At 71.1% G+C, this 25,805-nt stretch carries 21 protein-coding genes and 3 pseudogenes; 23 read left to right on the plus strand and 1 reads right to left on the minus strand.

Annotation, left to right across the window (positions count from 1 at the left end; genetic code table 11):
• Positions 1-127: 127 nt before the first annotated feature.
• On the plus strand, positions 128-4,471 hold the full coding sequence (locus tag BLR33_RS36850; protein ID WP_265737065.1) for an RHS repeat-associated core domain-containing protein: 4,344 nt from the start codon (positions 128-130) through the stop codon (positions 4,469-4,471).
• A gap of 1,820 nt (positions 4,472-6,291) precedes the next feature.
• On the opposite strand, the gene BLR33_RS33445 is transcribed toward BLR33_RS36850, so the two are convergent.
• Positions 6,292-6,600, minus strand: coding sequence for a hypothetical protein (locus BLR33_RS33445; RefSeq protein ID WP_093788671.1), 309 nt, complete (start codon positions 6,598-6,600; stop codon positions 6,292-6,294).
• Between the two features lie 567 nt (positions 6,601-7,167).
• On the opposite strand from BLR33_RS33445, the gene BLR33_RS34905 reads away from it, so the two are divergent.
• The 22 genes and pseudogenes from BLR33_RS34905 (at position 7,168) to BLR33_RS33540 (ending at position 25,786) form a co-directional block, all read left to right on the plus strand.
• A complete protein-coding gene (locus BLR33_RS34905) occupies positions 7,168-7,572 on the plus strand; it encodes a hypothetical protein (protein ID WP_143031810.1) in 405 nt (134 codons plus the stop codon).
• Positions 7,573-7,831: 259 nt separating this feature from the next.
• Entirely contained in the window at positions 7,832-8,113 is a 282-nt protein-coding gene (locus BLR33_RS33450; protein ID WP_093788673.1) for a hypothetical protein, read from the plus strand.
• Between the two features lie 512 nt (positions 8,114-8,625).
• Complete coding sequence (locus BLR33_RS33455; protein WP_093788675.1) at positions 8,626-9,396, plus strand: hypothetical protein; 771 nt, start codon at positions 8,626-8,628, stop codon at positions 9,394-9,396.
• Positions 9,397-9,426: 30 nt separating this feature from the next.
• Positions 9,427-9,924, plus strand: coding sequence for a hypothetical protein (locus BLR33_RS33460; RefSeq protein ID WP_093788677.1), 498 nt, complete (start codon positions 9,427-9,429; stop codon positions 9,922-9,924).
• A 687-nt stretch (positions 9,925-10,611) separates the two neighbouring features.
• Positions 10,612-11,853 (plus strand): hypothetical protein, encoded by a 1,242-nt coding sequence (locus BLR33_RS36605; protein WP_245771844.1) that lies wholly within the window; start codon positions 10,612-10,614, stop codon positions 11,851-11,853.
• A gap of 6 nt (positions 11,854-11,859) precedes the next feature.
• Positions 11,860-13,131 carry an MFS transporter gene (locus BLR33_RS33470; protein WP_093788679.1) on the plus strand — a complete coding sequence of 424 codons (1,272 nt, stop codon included), beginning with the start codon at positions 11,860-11,862 and terminating at the stop codon, positions 13,129-13,131.
• A 77-nt stretch (positions 13,132-13,208) separates the two neighbouring features.
• Positions 13,209-14,441, plus strand: coding sequence for an ATP-grasp domain-containing protein (locus tag BLR33_RS33475; RefSeq protein ID WP_093788681.1), 1,233 nt, complete (start codon positions 13,209-13,211; stop codon positions 14,439-14,441).
• Positions 14,442-14,555: 114 nt separating this feature from the next.
• Positions 14,556-15,089, plus strand: coding sequence for a hypothetical protein (locus BLR33_RS33480; protein ID WP_093788683.1), 534 nt, complete (start codon positions 14,556-14,558; stop codon positions 15,087-15,089).
• Between the two features lie 85 nt (positions 15,090-15,174).
• Positions 15,175-16,957, plus strand: a pseudogene (locus BLR33_RS33490) (type IV secretory system conjugative DNA transfer family protein).
• A complete protein-coding gene (locus BLR33_RS33495) occupies positions 16,954-17,883 on the plus strand; it encodes an adenine nucleotide alpha hydrolase family protein (protein WP_093788689.1) in 930 nt (309 codons plus the stop codon). The pseudogene BLR33_RS33490 and the gene BLR33_RS33495 overlap by 4 nt, the downstream one beginning before the upstream one ends.
• Positions 17,884-17,918: 35 nt before the next feature.
• Positions 17,919-18,134 carry a hypothetical protein gene (locus BLR33_RS35510; protein WP_176930763.1) on the plus strand — a complete coding sequence of 72 codons (216 nt, stop codon included), beginning with the start codon at positions 17,919-17,921 and terminating at the stop codon, positions 18,132-18,134.
• The gene (locus BLR33_RS33500; RefSeq protein WP_176930765.1) at positions 18,131-19,294 is read left to right on the plus strand and encodes a DnaB-like helicase N-terminal domain-containing protein; all 1,164 of its coding nucleotides are present in this window, start codon (positions 18,131-18,133) and stop codon (positions 19,292-19,294) included. Before BLR33_RS35510 ends, BLR33_RS33500 begins: the two co-directional genes overlap by 4 nt.
• 122 nt (positions 19,295-19,416) lie before the next feature.
• Positions 19,417-20,013, plus strand: coding sequence for a hypothetical protein (locus tag BLR33_RS33505; protein WP_093788693.1), 597 nt, complete (start codon positions 19,417-19,419; stop codon positions 20,011-20,013).
• Between the two features lies 1 nt (position 20,014).
• Positions 20,015-20,197, plus strand: a pseudogene (locus BLR33_RS36855) (DNA cytosine methyltransferase); the annotation flags it as partial.
• 121 nt (positions 20,198-20,318) lie between these two features.
• Positions 20,319-20,537: pseudogene (locus tag BLR33_RS36860) on the plus strand (DNA cytosine methyltransferase); the annotation flags it as partial.
• 504 nt (positions 20,538-21,041) lie between these two features.
• Entirely contained in the window at positions 21,042-21,212 is a 171-nt protein-coding gene (locus tag BLR33_RS36615; RefSeq protein ID WP_245771853.1) for a hypothetical protein, read from the plus strand.
• Between the two features lie 160 nt (positions 21,213-21,372).
• Positions 21,373-21,984 carry a DUF4913 domain-containing protein gene (locus BLR33_RS33515; RefSeq protein ID WP_093788695.1) on the plus strand — a complete coding sequence of 204 codons (612 nt, stop codon included), beginning with the start codon at positions 21,373-21,375 and terminating at the stop codon, positions 21,982-21,984.
• Positions 21,981-22,754: a hypothetical protein gene (locus BLR33_RS33520; RefSeq protein ID WP_093788697.1), complete on the plus strand. Its 774-nt coding sequence runs from the start codon at positions 21,981-21,983 to the stop codon at positions 22,752-22,754. The genes BLR33_RS33515 and BLR33_RS33520 overlap by 4 nt, the downstream gene beginning before the upstream one ends.
• A complete protein-coding gene (locus tag BLR33_RS33525; RefSeq protein ID WP_093788699.1) occupies positions 22,751-23,485 on the plus strand; it encodes a hypothetical protein in 735 nt (244 codons plus the stop codon). Before BLR33_RS33520 ends, BLR33_RS33525 begins: the two co-directional genes overlap by 4 nt.
• Complete coding sequence (locus BLR33_RS33530; RefSeq protein ID WP_107408946.1) at positions 23,482-23,964, plus strand: hypothetical protein; 483 nt, start codon at positions 23,482-23,484, stop codon at positions 23,962-23,964. The genes BLR33_RS33525 and BLR33_RS33530 overlap by 4 nt, the downstream gene beginning before the upstream one ends.
• Positions 23,961-24,638 (plus strand): hypothetical protein, encoded by a 678-nt coding sequence (locus BLR33_RS33535; protein ID WP_093788701.1) that lies wholly within the window; start codon positions 23,961-23,963, stop codon positions 24,636-24,638. The genes BLR33_RS33530 and BLR33_RS33535 overlap by 4 nt, the downstream gene beginning before the upstream one ends.
• Positions 24,635-25,786 carry a hypothetical protein gene (locus BLR33_RS33540; RefSeq protein WP_093788703.1) on the plus strand — a complete coding sequence of 384 codons (1,152 nt, stop codon included), beginning with the start codon at positions 24,635-24,637 and terminating at the stop codon, positions 25,784-25,786. The genes BLR33_RS33535 and BLR33_RS33540 overlap by 4 nt, the downstream gene beginning before the upstream one ends.
• The last annotated feature ends 19 nt before the right edge of the window (positions 25,787-25,805 follow it).

Genomic DNA, 25,805 nt, shown 5'->3' on the forward strand with positions numbered 1-25,805 from the left:
GTTCGCGATGAACACCGGTCTGCCGGCCGCTCCGTCGATCTCGTGTGATCCGTACACGCAGAGCACGTGGACGACCGCTGCGTCCGGTGGGGCGCAGTGCACGTTCAGTACGACCAGTACGGACGGTATGGGTTACGCGTGGGGGCTGGACGATCCGAACGCGACCAGCAGGGTGTGGGACACCGTGGACGGCAACGGGGGTGACCCCGAGACCGTCACGGTCAACCCGGCTGAGGGCTGGCACAAGTTGTACGCGCGGACGATCGACTCGGCGGGCAACATATCGGCTGCCGCCACCGAGTACGACTTCGGGGTCGGTACGGTCGGGCTGACCTCGCCCGCGGACGGTGACCGCCCGGCCCGCCGGGTGAGCCTCACCTCGACGGGCAAGGACACCTACACGGGCGTGACCTACCAGTACCGGCAGGGCGAGATGGACACTTGGCACGATGTGCCGGTGGGCGACGTGACCAAGTCCTCCGACGGCTCTGCCGTGGCGTCCTGGCCCGTGGCCGTGTCCGGCGGTTCGCCTGCGGCGCTGACGTGGAACATCACCAGCACGATCCCCGAGGACAGCCCTGTCGACATCCGGGCGGAGTTCACCGACGGCACCACCACCGCCTACACCCAGCCCCACACCGTCACGGTGGACCGCAACGCGGGCACGGCTCCGACCGACACCGTCGGCCCGGGTGAAGTGAACGACCTGACCGGTGACTTCGAGCTGTCGGCGACCGACGCCTCCGGCTTCGGGATGGACGTCACCCGCACCGCCTCCTCCCGGCGACCGACCGCGGGATCGGACGCCGAGGGCCAGGACCCGATCTTCGGCCCCCAGTGGACCTCCGGCACCACGGCCGAACTCACCGATTCCGACTGGTCCTACCTCCACGAGACCTCCTCCACCTCGGTGGGCGTGGTGGACGTGGACGGTGACGAGACCGGCTTCACCGCCACATCGGGCGGCGGGTGGAAGCCCGAACCCGGCGCGGAAGACCTGACGTTGACCGGGTCCCTGACCGGTTCGTTCACGTTGAAGGACGAGGACGGTACGACGACGACGTTCACCAAGGTCGGTTCGTCGGCCTCGACCTGGCAGGTGTCCGCGTCGTTCCTGCCGACGGCGAACTCCACCACCACGGTGGTGTCCGAGGCGGTGACCGTGAACGGCGCCACCCTGGCCCGGCCGACGTACGTCATCGCGCCGACCAGCGCCGTGTCCGCGGCGACGTGCCAGACCGCCCCGTCGACGGCCGGCTGCCGGATGCTGCAGTTCGTCTACGCCACCTCCACCACCGCCACGTCGTCCACGTTCGGCGACTACGCCGGCCGGGTGGCGCAGATCAAGGAGTGGGCCACCAGCCCGAGCGCCACCACAGCGACGTCTTCCGTGGTGGCCCAGTACGCGTACGACACCGCCGGCCAGTTGCGGCAGGAGTGGGACCCGCGGATCAGCCCCGCACTGAAGACGGCATACGCCTACGACAGCGCGGGCCGGATCACCACCCTCACGCCGCCGGGTGAGCTGCCGTGGACGATGACGTACCGCAACGACGGCAATGCGGCCACGGACGGGATGCTGCTGTCGGCCTCCCGCCCGACCCTGCAGGCCGGCACGCAGAACACCCAGGACGGGGGCACCGCCACCACCAGCGTCGTCTACGACGTGCCGCTCACCGGCAGCACGGCGCCGAACGCCATGGGCCCGGCGGACGTGGCCGCGTGGGGTCAGAGCGACGTCCCCGCCGACGCCACCGCGATCTTCCCCGCCGACTCCGTCCCGTCCTCCCACGAGGGCACGGACCTGTCCGCCGGGGACTACACCCGCGCGTCGATCACCTACACCGACGCCTCCGGCCGCGACGTCAACGAGGCCACACCCGGCGGCCACATCACCACCACCGAGTACGACCAGTACGGCAACACCGTCCGGGAACTGACCGCCGCCAACCGTGAACTGGCTCTGGCGACGGGCGGATCGGGCCTGGACGAGTTGAAGATGCTCGACATCGACGGGCTCACGACCGCCGACCGGGCCGAGCAGCTGTCCACCACGTCGGTGTACTCCGCGGACGGGCTGCGCGAGACCGACGAGTACGGCCCCCTGCACCAGGTCACCCTGACCTCTACGCTGGCCGCGCCCGCAGGCGGCACCGACCTGCCGGCCGGCACCACCGTCCCGGCCCGGCAGCACACCGCCAACACCTACGACCAGGGCCGCCCCACCGACGGCACCGCCACGGTGGAGAACCAGATCACTGCCACCACCGTCGGCGCCTTTGTGACCGGCTACCCGGCCGACGCCGACACCCGCACCACCACAACCGGCTACGACTGGGTCAAGGGCCTGCCCACCACCACGGTCACCGACCCCGCGGGGCTGGACCTGACCAAGACCACGTCCTACGACTCCCAAGGACGCGTCACCAAGACCACCCTGCCCAAGTCCAACGGAACTGACGCCGGCGCCACCGTGACCACGTACTGGTCGGCCACCGGCACCGGCGCCTGCAACGGCCATCCCGAATGGGCCGACCTGGTCTGCTCGGTCGGCCCCGCGGGCGCCATCACCGGCGGTGGCACCAACCCAGGTCAGCTGCCCACCACCACTACCACGTACGACCGGTGGGGCAACACCGCCACCACCACCGACACCTCGGGCAGCACCAGCCGCACCACGACCAGCACCTATGACGCGGCCGGGCGTCTGCTGACGACTTCGGTCACCGGCGGACTGGGCACCGCGGTCCCTGACCAGTCCACCACCTACGACCCCGCCACCGGGCGGACGGCCACCACCAGTGCCGGCGGCCGGACCATCACCGAGACCTACGACGCCCTCGGCCGCGAGATCTCCTACAGCGACGGCAGCGGCAACACCGCCACCACCGCCTACGACGCCCTCGACCGGCCGACCAGCACCACCGACTCCGCGCCGTCGACCACCACCTACACCTACGACACCGCCAAGGACCCCCGCGGCCTGGAAACCTCCCGAACGGACTCCGTCGCCGGGACCTTCGCCGCCACCTACGACTCCGACGGCAACCTCACCACCGAGGCCCTGCCCGGCGGCTACACCCTGACCACAGCTCAGGACGAGACCGGGGCCACCACCTCGAAGGTCTACACCCGCGACAGCGACAGCACTGTCGTCGCCTCCGACACCACCGACCAGTCCGTCCAGGGCCAGGTCGTCACCGACACCGACACCGCCGGCCAGACCCGCACCCGCGCCTACACCTACGACGCGGCAAGCCGGCTGACCCAGGCCGACGACACCGCCCCCGACTCCACCTGCGCCCGCCGCACCTACGGATTCGACGCCAACAGCAACCGCACCAGCCTGGCCACCTCCGTGAGCGACCCCGCCGCCGGCTGCACCTCCACCGGCGCGACCACCACCACGACCGCCTACGACAGCGCCGACCGCCTGGAAGCCACCGGTACCGTCTACGACGCCTTCGGCCGCACCACCACCCAGGCCACCGGCGCCACCATCGGCTACTACACCAACGACCTCGTCCACCAGCAGACCAACACCGCCGGCACCAACCGCCAGACCTGGACCCTCGACCCCGCCCAACGCCTCGCCTCCTGGACCACCGAGACCAACACCGCCGGCACCTGGACCCAGACCGGCACCAAGACCAACCACTACGGCTCCGACTCCGACGACCCCGACTGGACCGCCGAGGACACCAACGGCACCATCACCCGCGACGTCCAAGGCATCGACGGCGACCTCGACGCCACCACCACCGCCACGGGCGGAACCGTCCTGCAACTGACCGACATCCACGGCGACGTCACCGTCCAACTCCCGCTCGACACCACCGTGGCGCCCACAGCCCTGGCCTACGACGAGTTCGGCAACCCCGAACCCGGCACAGCCACCACCCGCTACGGCTGGCTCGGCGGCAAACAACGCTCCTCGGAAACCGTCACCGGCGCCACCCTCATGGGCGCACGCCTCTACGACCCCACCACCGGCCGCTTCCTCCAGACCGACCCCGTCCCCGGCGGCAGCGCCAACGCCTACGACTACTGCACCGCCGACCCCATCAACTGCTACGACCTCAACGGCCAATGGGGCTGGCACAAGGCATTCTGGGGGACTGTCGGGTTCTTCAGCTACCGTTCGACTGCCTCCGTCCCCAATGACCTCAGGCACAAGAGGTATAAAAGAGCGGTCGAAGATGCCTGGGGTGGCTACGGCAGAGGCTGGACAACCGGTAAAGCATTCGGTCGATTTTGCAATCGATGGTGCCGAACGACAGCTAGGCACGCACGCCCAAGCTGGTGGTCAAGATTTGGTAGGCTTCAAGCCCACACTTTTGGCTGGGAAGTAAGCCTCGCAGCCACCGGCCTTGACTATCTCCGCACGTACTCTCACGTACGTTACAGTCACACCAATTGGGCCCCAGGATATCGATATGGGTACAGGTCGTCCCGAGGGCGAATCATATAGACCCTAATGGTTTCAACTGTTGCATAGGTAAAGCGCTCGACTGGGCCCATCCAGTCGAGCGCTTTCGCATCGGGTACGGGAATCCCCTGTGGGTCCTGAGTGTCCCGACGAACACCCGCCGCCGATGGTCCGCCAGCAGCCGGGCACGGAACTCGACGGCGTACGCGGGACATCGAGCGTGGCAGCATAGGTGAGCAACGTGAAGCCTCCGGTGTCGGAACGGACGATCTTGTGCGACAGAACCGCCCTCCGCAGGCTTTGCGTCTACCCGCATCCGAGGTCCCACTGGTTGATCCGACCGCTCACGAGCGCCTTACACTGGCTCGCGCAGATCATTTCTCCGAGAAAACCTCAGCCAGCTTTCCCACGGGCGACTCAACCGGATTTTCGACGGCGGCTAATCCTCCAGTAGCCGATGAAAATCAGCGTCGGATAAACCCCCAGTACCACTGCTCCCAAAAAAGCAAGAAGGCGCTGCCACCACAACCAGCCAAAAGGCCCCACCGCTACCACGAGCAGCGAAACAGGCCATATACCCAAGGCTAGGGTGTCACGCACGGGATCCGGGTGCCGCGTCCGATTTGTCGCAAGTAGCTCTGGAAGCGGTAGATCCTTCTTCCAACGGGCGAAGCGCTCTCTCGGACTACCCCTGTGTCTCATACGAAGAGGATAGCCTCGATCTTTCGGGACGGTCCGTCGGGGGGAATCGACGGAGGATTCTGGGTTCGTGGCTGTTTGCCGGTGGGCCCGCGGCCTGACTGTGGCGCCGGGCGAGGCTCCGGGGCGCGTGCGTTCCCGCGCGGCGAGACGAGCAACTCGTCTACGAACACACCCTGATGGTTGCTTGTCCACGTCTGGACGAGACGAACGGGGCCTCCGATGATCAAGGTTCTCTACGCCTTTGTTCAAGAACGGGGTCGTCCGCGTGCCATCCTCCCTGATCGATATTCTCCAGCGCCACCAGGCGGACGCCGAACGGCTACAGCTGCCTGCCAGGCAGTCTGAACTCGCGATGCAGCCGCAAGCGCCGGACCGAACCGACTCCCTGATCCGCGCCGGGGGCGAGGCGGCAACTACAGGCTGGGGACACTGCTCGCCCAGAGCCTGCTCGCAGTGCTCAGTGGCGCCACCCGATAGCCGGTATCACCCCCTATGTCCTGGAAGCAGAAGAAAGGGACGCATTCCTTGGCAAGCGGGTGCATGGAGCCTGCCGGCAAGCTGCGCGCCCAGCAGCATCGACAGTGCCCGATATGTTGCGTTGCCGCGTTCGGTCTGCCGGGAAAGCAGTCCTCGAAGCTCGGCGCCCAGGGTCGGCACGTGGGGGGTAGGGAGGTCAGTCTGGCCCGCGTCACCGCCACCTCTTGTGCCGCTTGCAGGACGGCGGTGTACGGGCCGAAGGCGCGCTTCCGTCGGCTCTCCAAGCCCGGGGGGCGCGTGGTCGTGGTCCTGGGGCCTCAGCATCTCTACGAGTTCGGCGGCTTGGCGCAGGAGTTGTCGGAACGACGGCTGCCCGGGGGCCCAGTGGTCCTGGTGGTTGGTGAGGGGGTGAATCGCGTCTCCGGTCAGCGGCGGAAGGCGGTCGGGAACGGCGCGCCGCCGCGCGGTGAGGCGGCCGGGGCGGGCGATCGGCCTGAGGGCGTGGCGGCCGAGAGCGGTCAGCGCGACCGGCTGGCCGGCGTGCAGCGGATGCGCCCGGTCGATCTCGATGAGGCCGGCCTTCTCCAACCGCTGCACGGCCGAGAAGGGCAGCCATGCTCCGGAGGCGGTCACCACCGACAGCCGCTGGATGACCAAGTTCTGATGGAGTTTTGCGCCGCGCGCTACGGCCAGCAGTGGGCGACGCCCGGTGCCGAAAGGTCCGGCACCTCCACCTCGGAAGATGGGGGCGCCGCCTTCTCCAGCCGCTCCAGCAGGGAGGACGCTGCGACCTGGTTCCAGTTGCGCCGGACAACGGCTTCGGCGAGGTGGCGCACAGCTCGTTCCAGGCGTTCCAGTAGCGCGGCGTCGGAGGGAGTGCGGCCATCGGTGAGCTGGTGCAGGCGCCCCAGGTGGTAGGCGACGTCAGTCTCCTGGCGAACGAGGTCCCGGCGGGCTTCCGCGAGAGCGGCCAGCTCCGCGGATACGGACACGCAAGTGGGCGACCGAGCACCCGGTGGCGGCAGGGGCGGTCGGAGGCGCAACGATCTTTCTGATGGAATTTGGCGCAGTCGGAGCTTCTGGTGCTCTGGTGTACGGCGTTGTGCTCGGTACAATTTTGATGGTGACCGCCCTCTCTGGGCGTCGGCGACGACGGAGAGAAGGCGACAGGGGTGGGCGATGGGCAGGAATTCCCGCCGAAGGCGACCCCGATCCGAACGCCACGGCCTCAGACTCCGGACGAAATGATCTTCGAGATGGTGAGATCGCTCCAGGACCGATCGTTCGGGGGCACGGTGCTGTTGTCCGACGTCGAGCGCCAGAAGTGGCCCCCGCGACGTAGACGTCATCCGGGCCCGCTGGCCTTCCAGGGCGTCCTGTTCGTGCCGCATGCCGGGATCGCCTGGGAGCACTTGCCGCCGGAACTCGGCTTCGACTCCGGGACGACCCGTCGGGATACGGCCTCGTCGCCATCGGCAATGCCAACGCCTACTGCACCGCCGGCGCCATGTACTGATCGATCTCAACGGCCATTGGGGGCGGGCACATGATGGGGTCTCTTGGCATGGGCGCTTGCTGTGAATAGCAGTGCAGCCGCCTCATGGGAGAACCTTGTCAACGATTCTCTAGGAAAGGCGCATGTCCAGCCTGAAGTCTGCGAGACCAGGACTACCAGCCTTGGAGGTTGGCTGGAATGGGAGGAGTCCGGCCGGGATCGGAACCGTTACTTCACGGTCTTCGGCTACGGCGAACCCCACCAGGTAGAGGTGCGGCTGGATGGATGGATCTTCGGTTCGGTAACCATCGAGACTCTCGGGCCGCTGCTCTCCTCCTTCCTGGCGGGCGGCTGTTCAATTGCTCGTAGGATTCCGTTCCTTAGCCCCTGGCGCATGACTATCGAGACACCGGTCGGCGTATTTTCCACGTACGACCGCGAGTTCGGAGGAAACCCCTTTGCACCGTAAGTAACCAAGTGCTCGCCAATCTGAAATTACTCCCGCCCCTCGGCGCGAAATCTGTTTTCCTCCGAGGCCAGGGTTGATTGATCAGCCTCGACGTTTCGTGACGGTCCGCCGACGGAGTCGGCGGACCGTCTTCGTACCATGGGCGGCGCTGAGTGATGTTGTAGCCGTGGCCCAGCTCGAACGCCTCGATCGCCGCCTTCTGCCCCTACCTCCACCGTCTCTCCCTCGGCGAACTCCACGTCGCCGGCCGGTGGCGCCGGTGGATCACGGTCGACACGCTTCCCTCCCTCAACCCCTGACGCCCTGCACCGCCGCCCGCCGGACGGTCGCGACCGTCGACGTCTCCACCGCGACCATCCTGCGGACCCTGCGCCGCCTGGTCGACGTCGGCCGCAGTCGGCTGGGCTCCCGCAGCGAGTTCGCCACCGCGGTACTGGGCTACGTGCCCAACGCTGTCGCCGCCGACTACATCAGCAACCCCGACACCACCATGCCCGTCCCCGACCCGCACTCCGCCAACCGGATCGCACCCGAATGCTGACGGACACCGATCGCGTGCGGGCCGCGCTGAACTGGTCCTCGACCAAGGCACAGGGAGCGACGGCCGCCCCGCGCCAGCCCCGGCGCCGCAACTTCCCGCTGCCGAGCGCCGCACCCGCTGACGGCCCTACCACCGGATCCCGGACGGGCCAAACCGTCGATCCCCCGGATCCTCGGCTTCGCACCATCCCCCCCAGGCATTCCACTCGGCGCGGCGTCACACCGTGCCACCTGGGGCGACCAGGCCGACCCGGTACCCGCGCAGGAGCCCCGCGTCGCTGCCGCGCTGGCGTTCTCGCCGACCGCGCAGCGAAGCCGTCCAGCATCAACCCCCGCTTGTCCTGCCGCCACACCCGCCCCGTCTGCGCCCCGGCCCGAACGTACGCACTGAACCGACTCATCCAACTGTCGCCACCGTCTTCGACCTGGAGAAATGCCTCCTCATGATCAGCACCCGCAGACCCTCCGCCCTCACTGGTCCCGCTGTAGCTACCTGCCCCGAACAGATTCGCCATGCCTCCTTTCGAAGACCCGCTCCCCGACATCGCGGTCGGCCGCCACCCCGATTTCGGCATAGTCGCCGCCAACCCCAAACACCTCTCTGCGAGCGCCTGGATGCTCCGCGGGTTCGACTTCCACCCTGTCCCCGGCCACCCCGACCTGTACGCACTGGCCGATCAGCAGCGCGACGGACCGGGCCGTGCCACCCGCGCCGTCGACCTCCTGCGCCGGGCCAACTACCGAGTCCAGGTCGACGCCGAGTTCGACACCTTTCCCGCAGCCCCAGAGCCGGTTCCCACCGCCACCTTGTCCCAGCGCGTCGAGCCCGACATCGCGTTCGCCGACCACCCCCAGCTCGGCATCATCGCCGCCACCACCGACGGCGCAGTCGCCGGCAAGCAGCTCCTGGAAGAACACGGCTGGCAGCCCTACCCCGGCCTTGACATCTACGTGCTGCCACCCGCCACCGGGCGCGACAAGGCTCTCGGCCAGGTCGCCCAGGCCACCGCGGCGATGCACCGTGCCGACCTCCAGGTGGCCGCGCAGCCCGCCCTCGCCCGGGATGTCACCGCGCGGCGTCCGCCCGCACCGACCAGGCCGGCTCCCCGGGAGCGCAGCCCGGACGCTCCCGCGCGCCGGTTGCCCTCCCTGAGCGCTGCCGCGCTGGCTGCCAGTCCCGCTCGCGCCGGCCTGCCCGGCACACCCCCGGTCCCCCCGCCCGCCACCCCGGCCTCGGTCTCCCGGCCGGTGGACCCGCGCGTGGCGTTCTCCCGCACCCGCTGACGCCCCAGCCCCTGCGAAGGAAGAGCCCTCATGGCCGTGAAGACGATGTACCAGATCACCCACTCCTGCGGGCACATTGCCGAGCAGGACCTCGGGGACCGGCGTGCCGACGAGCGCGCAGGGCTCGCCCGCTGGCTGACCGAGCGTCCGTGCACCGACTGCTGGAAAGACGCCCACCAGAGCGACGCCGCAAGCACGCGGGAGTGGCTGAAGAACAAGCGCGCCAAGGAGCAGGCGGAGTCCGAAGCCTGGTCAGCCCAGTACGCGATGCCTCCCCTGGAGGGCACCGACCGCGCGGTCCCCCGGGGTATCCGCTGCCGGCACCAGATCCTGGCCGCCGCCTACACCGCCCTCGTCTCGGAGGGCGATACCACCGAAACCGAATGGGAGGCGATGGAGGACAAGGCCAGGACCATCACCCGAGCGGGGTGGTGGATCGATCAGCGGTCCTCCGAGCCCGGCGATCTGGCCGAGCTGCTCGACGCGGCTACCGACGCCGATCGGCCAACGGAGAACCCGTATTTCTGAGCCCGGTGCCCCGCCCCGGGCGGGGCACCGGCTGACCCCTTGGCCCCTGGCCGCGGATGCGGATCCGTCATGCCCCAGTGCCCCTGCGCTGCAACGTGTGGCGCACCGAGCACCACTGAGCTGCTCGCCCAACTTCCCGGCGGCGAGCCCGACTTCCAGCCGCACCTGCTCACCGCCTGGTCGCCCGAACTGACCGCCCAGGACGACATCTCCCGCCGTTGCTCGCAGCCGTGCTCGACGAGCCAGAGGCCATGCACACCACGTACCGGACACCCTCCGGCCGGCGGCTGACATGGCACTGCGCGATCCGCACCACCACCACGGTCGAGCTGGACGACGACTGGTTCGAGCTGACGCGCGAGGTCCTGGACGGTATCGGCATCGAACCGGACACGACCCGGCCGCCTGCCGCTGGGTGGCGCTGCGCACCAGGCCGACGGGCTCGACATCGTCGCCACCGTCATCCGCCAGGACGGCCGCTGGGCCGGGCTGCACGGCGACTCCGGCTTCGCCCGCTCGGCCTGCGTGAATATCGCCCACGACCACGGACTCCACTCGTCGGCATGACGAAGGCGCGGGCTTCTACCACCGCTCTCCGGAGGGTCCAAATCGCGGAATCTGCGGATCCTCATCACCCGGAAGCCCCACCACGGGTCCCACCCTTCGCTCCCTACCCGAGGTCAAGCCGTGATCGCCCACCTCCAGCGCGCCAGCAACACCGCCGGCCTACTCGCCTACCTCTACGGGCCGGGCGAGCGCGGCGACCAGAGCAACCCCCGTCTGGTGGGCGGTGACTGCCATGGCGCCCCGGTCGACCTGCTCACCTACTCCGACAACCTGCCCTACCTCGCCCACGCCCTGGACGCGCCCGTCGAGCGCCTCGGCACCGGCGCGTCGGCGCGGCCGGTGTGGGTCTGCTCGGTCCGCTCCGATCCCCGCCAACGCGATCTGAGCGACGCCCAGTGGGCCGATGTCGCCCGCCGGGTCGTGGGGGTCACCGTCGCGCCCGGTGGCGACCCCGACGCCTGCCGCTGGATCGCCCTGCGCAACCAGCCCCGCCAAGTGCACATCGTGGCGACCCTCGCCCGCGAGGACGGCAGCCTGCACAACGCCTACCGCGACGCCTTCCACCTGCAGACCGAATGCCGACGCATCGCCGCAGAACTCGGCCACCTGCCGGCCTCCCCCACTCTCACGCTCCCTCTACCGGAGAAGTCAATGCCGCGCACCGTCACCATCGCCGCAGAGCCGAGCGGAGCCGTCGTGGCCCGCGGCGGCGACAGCCTTGCCGAATCCCTCCTCACCCACGCCGGATTCGCCTACGCGAACGGCTGGCACGGCCCCCGCCACCGACTGCCCACCTCCATGGGACGTGAAGAGCAGGCGGCTGTCGCCTCCCATGCCGCGCAGATGCTCCGCGCCGCCCGGTACACCGTCGAGTTGGACCCCGTTCTCGACACCGCTCCCGGCGACCCGCAGTCCCTCGGCGGCCAGCTCCTGGCGGTCACTGACCGGATCCGGGGCGCGGAAAGCGGTGCGGAGCTGGCGGACGCGCTGGCCCCGCTGCTGCACGCCGAGCACGGGGTCGTGGAGCGGGTGCGGGAGGCGCTGGAGGCGGCCGGGGAGCAGATCACCGATCTGGACGACGAGGCGTACCAGCTCGCCGACCGGTTCGGGTTCGCCTCCGAGTTCCTCACCGCCGCGCAGGACGAACTCCTCGGCGCAGACGAAGAACTGCGCCGGGTCGCTGTTCCCGCGCACGAGCAGGCAGCGGCGCGGTCGGCTGCCGTGCACGACGCCCGCAGCGCCGCGTTGGCCACCTCGCCCGCCGCCACCCAGGCGCCCGCCGTAAGGAGCCATTCCTCCCCGGCGCCGGGCGAGGCGCCCGCCGCCGGCCCGGCGCGCAACTCCGCTCCCCGGACCCGGTGAGCGGCGATGCGCCTCACGCCCGACCCACGCTGCTCCGGCGGCCTGGCGCCCCTCTACCTGGCGAGGGCCGCCGACGCGCTGGCCAGCACCACCGCCACCTACGCGATCCCGCTGCTGGTCCTGCTCACCACCGGCTCCACCGCTCTGACCGGGATCGCCTTCCTGCTGGAGTGGACGCCGCGGTTGGCGGCCTTCACCTTCGCCGGGTCGCTGGCCGACCGCTTCGGCGCCGGCCACGTCTTCCGTTACACCAATTTCGTCCGCGCCACCATGGTCGCCCTGGCTGCCGGCCTGCTGACCGTCCTCCCCGGCGCAGGAACCGCGACAACGACGGTTGTCCTCGCTTTCGGCGCGGTGTCCGGGCTGCTGGCCGAGGTCTCGTTCGTCGCGGTGGAGACCCTCGCCGCAGAAGCCGGCCGGCATCTGGGCGACCAGGCGCACCGTGTGCAGGCCGCGCAGACCGGGATCGACCAGGGCGCCGTGCTCGTCGGCCCGCTGCTGGGCGGTGTGCTGCTACTCGCCGGGCCGAGCGTGCTGCTGGCCGTGGTCGCGCTGCTGGCGATGACCGCAGCCGCCGCAACGCCAGGCGACAGCGTCCCCGCGGACGCACAGCATGCGCCGAGCAGCCTCCTGACGGGATGGCGGACCCTGCGCCGAACTCCGGCTCTGGCCTGGCTGATCGGCGGGCTCGCCGCCTCCAACCTGGCCAGCGGAGTGCTCCAGGCCGCCGCCCCGATCACCGTCATCCACCGCTTCGGCTACTCCACCGCCTCCGTCGGCGCGGTGTGGAGCGCGGCGGCCGTCGCTTCCCTGCTCACCGTGATCGCCGCCCGGAAGGCCATCGACCGCTGGTCGGTGTGGCCGGTCGGCGCCGTGGCCGCCGCGGTATCCACCCTCGCCTGCTTCGGTGTCGCCCTGGCTCCCGGCTTCGCCGCCTACACCGCTGCCGTCGCGGTCCTCATGGCGGCCGAGGGCGCGCTGACCGTGGTGCTGCGGACCCTGCGCGCCCGGCTCATCCCGGCGACGGCGTTCGGATCAACCCTGGCAGTGACGATCATCGTGGTGCTGCTGCCGCTGCCGGTGGCCGGAGCCCTGGTCGCAGTCGTTCCCGCGAGCGGGCTTCCGCACCTGCTGCTGGCCTGCGCCGCCGGCCAGGGCGTGGTGCTCACCGCCTGCTTCCGCGGACTGCGCCGCCACCGCGCCGCTTGCGAACCGCCGCCCTCACGCGTCCTCGCTGCGCACCGCAGGGAGCCGGTCCAGCCGGTGGACGCACCTTGACCGGCGTCCTCCCGACCGCTGCGCCCCTTCCGCTCTCTCTTCCCGCCGTCCGTCTCCCGCCCTCTGGAGGCATTCCCATGGCCCGCACCACCAGCCCGCTGCTCGTCGTCGTCGGTGGATCCGACCCCGTGTACCGGGGCTACTGCCTGGAGCACGTCGCCGCCGGATACGACGTCGCGCTCATCGACGCCAAGCCGCCGAGCCGGCAGCAGCACCTGGTCGTCGACCACGAGGTCGCCGACCCCCACGACCCCGCCGCGGTCGTCGCCGCCGGGCAGGCCCTGGCCGCGCGCCACCCCGTGGCCGGCGTGCTGACCTGGGACGAGTACAGCCTGCTGTCCGCCGCGACGCTCGCCGCCCTGCTCGACCTGCCCGGAACCGCACCGGCCGCGACCCTCGCCGCCCGCAACAAGGCCGCCGGCCGCCGCCTGTTCACCGAGCACGGCGTGCCCTCGGCGACCTCCACCCGCGTGGACACCCTCGAAGAGGCGACAGTTGCGGCGTCACAGACCGGTTTCCCGGTCGTCCTCAAGCCCGCCAGCCACGGCGGGAGCATCGGCGTCATCCGCGTCGACCGGCCCGAAGACCTCGCCGCCGCCTGGGACTTCGCCGCGGGTGGCGCGAGCAAGCAGGGGCCCGAGGGCCACGGCGTCCTGGTCGAGGAGTACCTCGACGGCCCCGAGATCAGCGTCGAATGCGCCACCGCCCGCGGGCGCACGACCGCGCTGGCCGTCACCCGCAAGCAGGTCGGCTTCGCCCCCTACTTCGAGGAGACCGGCCACACCGTCACCGCCGACGACCCCCTCCTGCACCAGGTGGGGCCGATCGCCGCCCAAGCAGTACGGGCGCTGGGCATCACCGACGGCGTCCAGCACGTCGAGATGCGCCTCACCCCGACGGGGCCGCGGATCATCGAGGTCAACGCCCGCATCGGCGGCGACCTGATCGGCAAGCTCGTCCACCTCGCCACCGGCCTTGACCTGCCCCGTATCGCCGCCGACATCGCCGCCGGACGCGCCCCCTCGCTCACCCCCACGGCCCGCCGCACCGCCGCGATCAGCATCTTCTACCCGCCGGCCACCGGCACCCTCACCGCACGCGCCCTCGCCACCGAGCCGGGGCCGGCGAACCCGTGGCTGCACCAGGTCACTTGGCTGCGCGAGGTCGGCGAACAGGTGGCCCTGCCGCCGGAGGGCAACCTGGCCACCGCACGCGTCGGCTTCGCCATCGTCACCGCCGACAGCGCCTCTGCAGCACACGGCCGACTCGCTGGCCTCGCCGACAGTCTCACCTTGGAGGTTGCGGCGTGAGCCGGACGCGTTACGTCGCCCCCTGAGCCGCAACGACGGCCCAGCTCACGCCGCTTCCCGAACCCGCCCACGCTAAGCCCCGCACTTGGTGAATTTGGTGAATACGGAGGAGCCATGGAGGAGCACTACGGCAGCATCGGCGAGGCGATCGGCGCCGCGATGGCCCATAACATCCGCCTCGCCGCCTGGCGCCGACCGGCCGCCGCCGCGCCAGTACGGGAGGCCCGCCGTGCGCCGCACCCGAATGCCGCCTCGACCTCGGACATCGACATCGGCTACGACGACGGGATCTTCGCCGCGGCCCCGCGAGCACTCACGGAGAACGCGCACCAGATCCTGCACGCGCACGGTTTCGTCCCCGGCCCCACCCGTCTCGTTCTGAGCGGCCACTTCTCGTGGGAGGAGAGCACCGCACGGGCCACCCGGGCGGCCGAGGCACTGCTGCGCGCCGGGTTCGACGTCTCGCTGGACCCGATGCTCCTGTCACGCCAGGCCCTGGACACCGATCACGCCGAGCGTCTGAGGCGCCAACAGGCCGCGGCAACGCGGACCTCACCCGCCGCCGGCACGCAAACCGCTGACCCTGCTTCCCCCACACCTACCGGGCCAGCCCTTCCCGCCTCGAATGGCCCACGCCGCACCCGCTAGGAGCAGCCCCGATGACCTGGAGAAGAGCCCGCCGCAATACCGCCCGATCGATCGCCCCTCGCCCCCTGACCCCCTGGACTCGGCAATGCCTTCACCGCGTACCCGCGCGCCCTCGACCACCACTGGCACCGACGCACTCCTCTACCTCCTGTTCGGCATAGTCGCCGCCCTCGCCTTCGGCACCCTGGCCTGGCTCACCGGCAACCTCACCAACGCCCTTGCCGGCACGGGCGCTTGGGCCTCCTACCGGCCCTCCGACGCCCTGCTCCACCCGCAGGCCCTGTGGCCCCACCTGAGCCCGACAGCCCTGCTTCTCGGCGCACGGATCGCCCCCGGCATGCTCACCCTCAGCCTCCTGACAGCCAGCGGTGTCCTCTGGCTGCGGATACACGGCGCCGCCGACGGCCTGGCGCGCAAAGCCGACCTCGCGCCCCTGATGGGCAAGGAGATCACCGCCAAGGCCCGCAGCCTGCGGCCGAGCCTCGCCGACCGGGAGCGTAAAAGAGGTCACGCCTGCTGACCGCGGCATCCTCCTCGGCACCCTCGCCCCCGGCCGAGCCGAGGTCCGCGCGTCCTGGGAGGACGTCCTCCTCGCCATCATGGCCCCCCGCTCCGGCAAGACCAGCGGCCTCGCGATCCCCGCGATCCTCGCCGCCCCCGGACCCGTCCTGCTGACCTCCAACAAGGCCGCAAACGACGCCTTCACCGCCACGGTCGACGCCCGCGCGGCGGTGGGCAGGATCTGGACGCTGGACCCGCAGCAGATCGCCCACCACCCCCGCCGCATGTGGTGGGACATCCTCGCCGACGCCCGCGACCTCGCCGGCGCCAAACGCCTGGCCGGGCACTTCGTCGCCGCCTCCGTGGACGAGTCCGCTGGCTCCGACTTCTGGTCCACCGCCGCGTCCAATACCCTCGCGGCGCTGTTCCTCGCCGCTGCCTCCCACCGCCGCCCCATCACCGATGCCCTGGCCTGGCTCGCCTCCCCTGCAGACCGCACCCCGGTGGATCTGCTCATCGACGCCGGCCACGACGCGGTCGCCGCCCAACTCCAGGGGACCGTCTCCGGCGCGACCGAGACCCGTGACGGTATCTACGAGACCGCGCGGCAGTACGCGAGCTGCCTCCTCGACCCCGACGTCGCCGCCTGGGTCACCCCCGCCAGGGGGTTGCCGCAGTTCAAGCCGGCCGAGTTCGCCACCTCCCGCGACACGCTGTACCTGCTCAGCAAGGACGGCGGCGGCTCCGCCAGCGCAATTATCGCCGCTGCCGCCGACGCCGTCATGCGCGCCGCCGTCGTCGTCGCGGAACGCTCCGGAGGCCGACTCGACCCACCCGCTCTGTGCGTCCTGGACGAAGCCGCCAACGTCTGCCGGATCTCCGACCTCCCCGACCTCTACTCCCACCTGGGCTCGCGCGGGGTCATCCCGATGACCATCCTGCAGTCCTACCGGCAGGGTCAGAAGTGCTGGGGCGAGGCCGGCATGGACGCCCTGTGGTCCGCCGCCACCATCAAGATCATCGGTAGCGGCATCGACGACGCCGACTTCGCCGACCGGCTCTCCCGCATGATCGGCGACCACGACGTCCAGACCACCTCGGTCAGCACCTCGGAGTCGGGCAAGTCCACCTCGGTGTCGATGCGCACCGAGCGGATCCTGCCCCCCGACGCGATCCGAGCCCTGCCCAAGGGCAAGGCACTGCTGTTCGCCACCGGCATCCGCGCCGCGATGCTCAACCTGCGTCCCTGGTACAAGGAACCCTCCGCGAAGCAGATCGCCCCCGCGTCGGCCGCAACCACTGCGGCCATCACCCGACGGGCCCTGGCCAAGAAGCTCGGCCGCGACGACTTCGAGGCGGCGTCATGACGGTCCCGACCCTGCGGGTACTGAGCCTGGGCGCCGGCGTCCAGTCGACCAGCCTCCTGTTGCTAGCCGCCGAAGGCCGCCTGCCGGCACTGGACGCGGCGATCTTCGCCGACACCGGCTGGGAGCCCCGCGCGGTCTACGAGCACCTCGACCGGATCGAGCGCGAAGTCGCCCGGCCCGCGGGGATCCCGATCCTGCGGGTCTCCTCCGGCAACATCCGCAACGACGCCTTGGACCCCGGCACGCGGTTCGCGTCCATGCCCTTGCACATTCTCAACGCCGATGGCGGGAAAGGCATGTCACGGCGCCAGTGCACGGGCCAGTACAAGGTCCGGCCGATCAAGATCCAGGTCCGCGAACTCCTCGGCTACCCCTATCCCCGGCGGATTCCGAAGAGTGTCTTTGTCGAGCAGTGGATCGGCATCAGCACCGATGAGTTCCACCGGGCCAAGGACGCCGACGTCGCGTACATGCACAACCGGTTCCCGCTGATCGACCTCGGCCTGTCCCGCGCCGACTGCCAGCGCTTCCTGCGCGAGCGTGGCTTCGGCCAGACGCCGAAGTCGGCGTGCTTGGGGTGCCCGTACCACGGCAACGCCCAGTGGCGGGCCCTGCGAGACGGCAGCCCGGAGGAGTGGGCGGACGTGGTGGAGTTCGATGCCGCGATCCGGGCCGGCAACGCGCGAGCGAACGCCGACGGCAAGCCGCTGCTGGGCACCGCGTTCCTCCACCGCAGCCGGGTGCCCCTGTCCGAGGCTCCCATTGACCACGTCACCGCGCACGAACGCGCAGCCGCTCAGAACAACCTCTCCGACACGTTGGCTGAAGCCGAGGCCGAGCTGGAGCTGGGAGAGCCGGACGGCTGCTCACCCTGGTCGTGCCGCTCGGGTGCTCCAGTTCAGGACGAGTTCGACATCACCGCATGACCACCCCTTCCCCTTTCCTGCCTGCTGGAGCGCCCATGTCCTCCTCCGTTTCCTGCCTCGCCCGGCCGTTCGGTGATCTGCCGGTCCAGCGGCGCGGCGGCCGGTGGCTGCTGACCGCCGGCAGCGGCACCGCGCCCGCCGACCGGGCGCTCGCCGCCGAGCTGGACCGCTTCGCCGTGGCGATGGCCGCCGCCGACCATGCCGTCGCCGCCCTACCCCCGCTTCCGTCGCATCCCTGGGGGCGGCGATGAGGCCGCTGCTGCACGCCGAGCAGGCCCTGCTCGGCGCGGTCCTGCTCGACCCCGGCCAGCTCGACCATCTCGACTGGCTCGAGCCTGAGCACTTCTACCGGCCCGCCCACCAGGCGCTGTTCGCCGCCCTGCGCCACATGCGCGCCCAGGGACAGCCGGCGCTGGCCGCCGACGGCACGGTGCCGCCGGAGTGGGTGAGCGACGCCGTCGCCGAAGCCGGACAGCACACCCGCGGCCTGACCATGGTCTACGCACACGTCCTGGTCTCGGCCTGCCCCCGTCCCGAACACGCCCCCGTCTACGGACGGATGGTGCTGGAGGGCGCGATCCACCGCACGGTGACCGAGCACGCGGTGCGCCTGCACCAGATCGCCCGCGCCGACGCGGTCCGCGGCGAGGCCGACAACACCCTCCACCACGCGGACGTGCTCGCCGCGGTACTCGAGGACCTCGCCCGGCGCTGGGGCACCGGGCCCCGCCCCGCCAGCCCCGCGCCGACCCTCCTTGTTCCGGCGAGCCCGGCTCCGGCCGAGGCCGGGACGGTCGCGGACAACGAGCAGCTCCTCCTGGCCGCCTTGACCGAACGGCCGACGGGCATGGAGGAGGTCGTCGGCTGGCTGCGGCCCCAGGACTTCGCCGACCGCGCGCACGGCGAGCTGTACAGGTGCTTGGGCGCACTCCACCACCGCGGCGAACCGATCGACCAGATCACCCTGCTCTGGGAAGCCCAACGGCGCGGCCTGCTCACCGACGGCACCGTCACCGGCGAGCAGATCACCGCCATCTGCGACGGCATCGGCCCCGGCAGCGCGCAGTGGCTGGGCGAAGAGATCGCCCGCTCCTCTGTGCTGCGAACCGCCGCCGCCACCGCCCACACCATCCGCGACCTGGCCGCCAGCGACGCGGTGGCCCCCGGCCAGCTCATCAACCAGGCCCTGGCCGCCCTCGGCGTGCTTGACGACGTACGACAGCGCTGGGCCACCGGCACCCACGCCCCGGCACCAGCCCCGGCCGGTGGCGAACCTGCCGCTGGCCCGCCTGCCGCACAGATCCGGGCCGCCCGCGCCCGCAGCACCCCGTCCTCCCCTTCGCACCAACCCGCACCAGCGGGGAGTTCAGTCGCAAGGGCCGCACGCACGCCCGCCCGGAGCCGCCCGTGAACCAGCACCTCACCCTGCCCACCGCGATGCGCAGCCGCTGACGCGTCACCCGCAGCCCGGACCCCGGGCTCGCCAACCGCGCGCCATAACCCACCACGAACCCCCGTTGGAGGATCCTGATCATGCCCAGCATCACCGAGGCCCTGGCCCTGTTCGACACGGCCAGCCAGGTCGAGCGCCTTCAGTTCCAGTTGCGCGACCTGCTTCCTGCCCCTGCCATCCCGCACCTGACGCGCATCTGCGCTCACGTCCGCACCCTGGCCGAGATCACCACCGCCGTCGGCGACGAGGTCAACCGCCGCCTGGCGAACCTTCCGTTGTCCGTGGGATCGGCGAAGGCCGTCCAGGCATACAGCGACGCCCTCGCGCCGCTGGGCGAGACCATGACCGAACTCGGGCGCATACAAGCCGAGATCGCGTTCTTCAACTTCACCACCCACCCCGCCGCAAGCGACAACGCAGTGGTTCTTGCCGCCGCAGGCCAACAAGCCAATGAGATCATCACGGGCTGCTGCGAGGCCGCCGACGAAATCCTGGACACGGTGACCGGGGAACTGCGCCTGGCAGCCACCGAACTGGCGCCACCGCCCACTCGTGCGCAGGCCACTGCCCTCGCCCGATCCCCGCACATCCCCGGTCCTGGGCAGAGCGCCACCGCTCCCGCCGTTGCGGCCGCCTCGGCGCTCCCCGCCGCAACGGCCGGCGCGAAGGGCCGCTGACATGTCCGCCCGCTTGTCCACCGGGCCTGCGATCGGCAGTCTCTGCTCCGGATACGGCGGCCTGGACCTCGGCGTCCAAGCCGCCCTCGGCGGCAGCGTGGCCTGGCACGCCGAGACCAGCCCCGACGCCGCGCGGATCCTGGCCCGCCACTGGCCACGCGTCCCCAACTACGGCGACATCACCGCGGTCGACTGGACCGGCGTGCCCCGGGTGTGCGTGCTGACCGCGGGCTTCCCGTGTCAAAGACGTCTCGGTCGCCGGCCGCCGCGCCGGACTCAACCCCGCAACCCGCTCGGGGCTCTGGCTGCACGTGGCCCGTGCGGTCGAAGCCCTCCGGCCCTGCCTGGTGGTGATCGAGAATGTCCGAGGACTCCTCACCTCCCCCGCCGGTTCCCCTGGCGACGTGGAACCCTGCCCGTGGTGTCTGGGAGACGACCCAGCCCAGCCTGCTCTGCGGGCACTTGGTGCCGTACTCGGCTCCCTGGCCGACATCGGGTACGACGCACGCTGGCTCGTGCTACGCGCCTCCGACATCGGAGCCCCACACAGGCGCGAGCGCACCTTCCTCACCGCCTGGCCCACCGGACCCACTGCTCAAGACCCCGACATCCAACATCGGCTCGAACGGCGGCTCCCAGCATCCGGCGAAGAGGAAGAGCGGCGGCCACGGCCCCAACCTGGCCGACGAAGTGGAGTGGCTGCTGCCGACGCCGAAGGCGTCGGACGGGATCAAGGGCTCACCGAACCAGCGGCACGGCAACGGCGACCTCACCCTCCCCTCGGCAGCGGCCTCGCTGCTGCCCACCCCCAGGGCCGACGACACCGGCACCCCGGGACGACATCCGGGCAAGAGCCGGCGACCGCCACTGCTGGCAGTGGTCCTGCCCCTGTGGGCGGACACCGCCCCGAACGACGAGCGCCCAACGGACGCTGGGGACCATACGGCGCCGCCATCACCCGATGGGAGACCCTCACCCGCCCCGCGCCGCCACCCACCGACGCGGCCGGGCGGCTGCGGGCGGAGTTCGTGGAGTGGATGCAGGGCCTGCCCGCGGGCTGGGTGACCGCGACACCCGGACTCGGCCGGCCCGCTCAGCTCACCGCGCTCGGCAACGGCGTCATCCCCCAACAGGCGGCCCGAGCAGTGCAGTTGCTGGCTCCGCCGTTCCCGCGCTGCCCCCGCTGCACGTGGCTCTAGCCGCACTACCGCCATTTCCCGGACCGGCCAAATCGCCGATCCTCCGCATTTTCTTCCCCACGTTCACTTCCTCCCCCAGGAGCACCGCCATGGCTTCCAGAAGAACCCCGTCCCCGCGCACACCGCCTCCACCCTGCTCACCCCTCCCCCTGGAAGCGCAATGTCCGAACCCACCACGACCACCCCCGAACCCGATCCCGAGCCCTTCCGCATCGCCGACGAGGATCTCGGCGATCTGGCCAGCACGTTGGCCGCGACCATGGCCGAGGTCCGCCAGCACGGCGTCATCCTCGACCGCCTCGGCTCCGAACCCGACACCCCTCCCGATGCCGAACCGGGCGACAGCACCGATCCCGACGCCGCGGCCGCCGAAGCAACCCCGGACAGCGGTCCGGCCAGCGTGTTCATCCTCGCCCTGGGCGGCGAGAAGTACGCCACCGAGCTGGCCGCCCTCACCGACTGGGTCCACTACTTGCTCCTGCCCGTCTACGGCCGCGAGATCAGCACCACCCGCCCGTGGTGCGAACAGTGGCACGAGCACCCCGAAGCCGTCGCCCGCCTGCACGCCCTCTGGCTCGCCTGGCAGCAGCTCACCGACGCCGAGGCCGGCCTTGCCGGGCCCTCGGTCTGGCACCGCGACCACCTCGACCACGCCCTGGCCCAACTCCGCGCCCCCGACGGCCCCTTCGCCGCCTGCACCACCACCCCGGCCCGGCCCACCCACCGCGTCCTCGCCACCCCCGCCCCCGCAGCACCCGGTGGTGCCCTGTGACCGCGGCAGGCGACGAGCGGCTCGACCTCGCCCTGGACGGCCTCAAGCCCGCCGACCGCGCATCCGCGCAAGCCCAGGAGATCTTGTGGCCCGACGACTTCGACGTCCTGGCCCACTACCGCACCACACCCGACGGGTCGCACAGCTACGTCCTCGCACACGACCGCACCACGACCTGGGGCCCGCCCGGAGAACCCCAGCTCATCGCAATCAGGGCCGTCCGCGACCTCGACTCGGCCACCTTCACCCTGGAGCAGACCCGCCACGCCCAGGTGCCGTTCGCGCAGGCATGGCTGATCGAGCACGGCTGCCCGCCCGAACAGATCGCCCTGCCCGACGACTTCATGGCACCCGCCGACGAGCCCACCCGCCGCCTCGAGCAGAAGATCCGCGAAGGCCGACAGCGCTACGAGGTCCTGGAGACCCACACCCTGGACTACGACGGCCCGTGGGAGACCTGGACCATCGTCCGCGACACCCACGCGGCCGACAAGCCGGTCCGGGTCTTCCTCGAACAGTCCGACCGGGAGACGTTCACCTACACCCTGCGTGAAGGCGCCTTCGCCGACCACGGCGCCGCCTGGACGTGGCTGGGCAACCGCGACGGCCCACTGCCACCCCCGCCCGAAGAGCACACCGCCGCCCTGCGCACACGCGTCGCGCACGCCCGCTCCACCAGCGCCCCCCGCGCCACGGTCTGCGGCCTCGACACCCTCCCGTCGCAGTCCACCAGCCCAGTACGGCAGCCGGGGCCGGGGCGGTCACGATGAGCGCCCCCGACTTCCGTGTCGCCGGCCACACGGCTGCCGACCCGTCTACCGAGCAGATCCTCGCCGACCTGTTGGCGGCCGAGCTGAGCACCGTGGTCGACCACCACACCGACACCGCCAGCTATCTGCTGATGTACGACACAACGGCGACCTGGTACGACCCCAAACCGCAGATACGCACCGCTGCGGTCCACCGGTTCCCGGACCACGGGACGTTCGCCATGGAGACCGCTTCCCACACCGGGATCGCCTTCGCCCAGCGGTGGCTCGCCGACCGCGGCGCCCCGCTCGAAGCGGTCGGCGTCATCGGCAACGACCGCGCCCGGCCCGCGGACGCCGCCACGGGGCTCGTCGAGGACAAGATCCGCGCCGACTCGGGGCGGTACGACCTCATCCAGGTCTTCCACGAAGACCTCGACGACGCCTGCGACGCCTGGACGCTGGTCCGCGACACCGCCGCCACCCACGCACCGGTGCGGGTATTTCTCCAACAGGGCGATCTGGAGATGCGCACGTACACGCTCCGCGAAGGAGCCTTCCCCGACACGGAACCGGCTCTCGCGTGGCTGGCAGACCGAACCGAACCCCTCCCGCCCGCGCCGGAAGGCCCGCCGGTCCAGCGTGTCTCGGCAGCCCGCGCCCGCAGCGCGCCCGCAGCACCCGGCAGCCGCAGCCCCCACGCCGTGCCGCCGCCCAGCATTCAGCCGGTGAACCGGGGGCGGTCGCTGTGAGCCTGCCCCGCCGCGCCTTCGCCGCCCACCCCGACGCCCTCGCCGACCTGCGCAACCTGCCCGAACCCATCCGCGACCAGGCCCTGCTGCACCTGCAGGCCCTCGTCAACGGCGAACGCGTCGCCAAGCGCCTGGAGGGCCGGCTCGAAGGCTTCCACAAGGTCGTCCTCGGCATGGGCACCGACTGGGCCAGCCACCGCCTCGTCGTCCAGTTCCGGCCCGCACCAGACACCTCCCGGCACGAACGCGAGGTGTACCTGGTCGCCGCCGGCCCCCGCGCCGACTACGCGGTCTACCGCACCGCCCAGCACCGCACCGGCCGCACCCAGGCCCCGCCGCCCGACCCGGCGACCGCGGCCCGCATCCGCGCCGCCAACTCCCGCTCCCCCCACGCCGCCAGCCTCACCCCCAGCTCGCCGGCCGCCTCGGTCGCCTACAGCACCAGCACAACCGCCACTAGCCGAAAGGCCGTCCGATGACCACCGACCGCACCGAGCTGTCCCGTCCCGAGCTGGCCGACCTGCTCACGGGCGCCGCCCACAGCATCGCCGGGGTCCTGACCGCCGAGTACCCGACTCCGGCCGCCCGCTCCTATCTGCACCCTGTGCTCGGTGCACTGGCCGCCGGCCCCGTCGTGGTCGACGAGCTGACCGGCCGACTCGAAGGGTTCCTGGAAGAGCCGCTGCCCAGCACCCCGGCCGGGCTGTTCACGCTGGCCTCCTACGCCTCCGCCCTGGGATGGCTGACCGAATCCCTGGCGGAGCTGACCGACACCGTCGACCGGATCTGCACCCAGGTCGGCATCCCCGACGCGTCGCCCGATCCGGCCCTCGCCCCGCTGCTGCCCCCGGAGGACGGCACGGCGGAAACGGCGCAATCGGGCTTCGGTTTCAGCGTGCTGGAGCTGGCGGCTATCCGCGCCGCCGCCGAGTCCGCCGGGCTGACATCCAGCGAATACGTGGATGTGCTGTCGCAGTCGCTGCTGGCCGCGGCCCGGATCACCGATGCCTGCATGGAGATCGCCAGCGGCCTGGCCGAGGACGCGGCATACGTGCTGGCTGAAGCAGGCGGCCACCTGCGGATCGGCGAAGGGCCGGACAGCCTGCCGACGCTGGTGCGCACGTTGCTGACCCGGATGGAGGCGGCCCGGTGAACCCCCACGACCCCTCCGTCCGCCCCGGCGCGCACCTGGTCGCAGCCGAACTCGGTGTCGAAGACCCCTGGGAACTCAGCGACCGCCACCCGCTGCGCAGTCCCTTGGACATCGTGGGCAGGCTGGTAGCCACTGCCGCGCACGAGACCGACGACCTGCACGCCGACCTCACCCACGCCGCCCAGGCAGCAATCGAGAAACTCGAACCGATCGCCCAGGGCAAGGCCACGCAGATACGCGGTTCCTACGCGCTTCTGGGCTCCGCCGGCCCGCAGCTCGAACTCCTGGCGGCCCGCAGGGATACCGCCTACCAGCAGCTGGCCCGAGCAGTAGCCGGCTACCGGCTGCTGCTTCCCGAAGCCGCCGGCACAGCAGCCCAGGGGCTCGGCCCTGAACTGGAGCGAACGGCGGAAGACGCACCGGGCGGCAGCGACGACTGGGCCATCGCCGGCGATCGACAGATTCAGGCCCTACGCGCGGTTGACCGCGGCGGGCTGCGGTTGAAGCAAAGCGCGTTGTCCGAGCAGGACCGGTATCTCTCCGACGGCACCGGCGTCCTGGTCCCCATCTGGGCGCAGACTGTCGAGCGGATGCTCGCCGACGGCCTGCTCGACCTCGACACCACCACGACGCCCACGCAAGGGCAGCTGCTGTCGCTGACCGCGCGGGGCCAAGCAGCTCTGCAGCGTGTCGACGATGTCGCCGCCGCCCCCGGGCCCGCCACACATGACGTCGCCATCCCCACAGCGACAGCGGACAGTTCGAGCCACGCTGTCGATCCCCTCCCCAGCCACGAAGAGCTGCTCGCGCTGGAGGAGATCAAGCACGGCCGAGTGCTGCTGAAAGAGCTCGCCTTCCGGTCGGGGCTGCGCGTGGAGACCGGCTCGGGTGCGCGGATCGCCATCGCGACGGTGGAGGCGATGCAGGAGCGGGGCTGGATCGAGCGGGACGAGAGCACCTCGCTGAACTTCGGCCAGCAGCTCTCCCTTACCGGCTCCGGGGAGACGGCCTTCCGTGCCGCAAGCGCCCAGGACCCGCGCACCACCGCCGCCCTCAGCCGCAGCACCCCGAACGTCCTCCCCTCGCCCCCGGCACAACCCCCTGCTGCCGGCCCTGCCGGTCACACGAACCCGACCCGTTCCCGCTGACCAGAACGAAGGAAACACC

The sequence above is a fragment of the Actinacidiphila guanduensis genome (assembly GCF_900103985.1).
GTDB classification, from domain to species: domain Bacteria; phylum Actinomycetota; class Actinomycetes; order Streptomycetales; family Streptomycetaceae; genus Actinacidiphila; species Actinacidiphila guanduensis.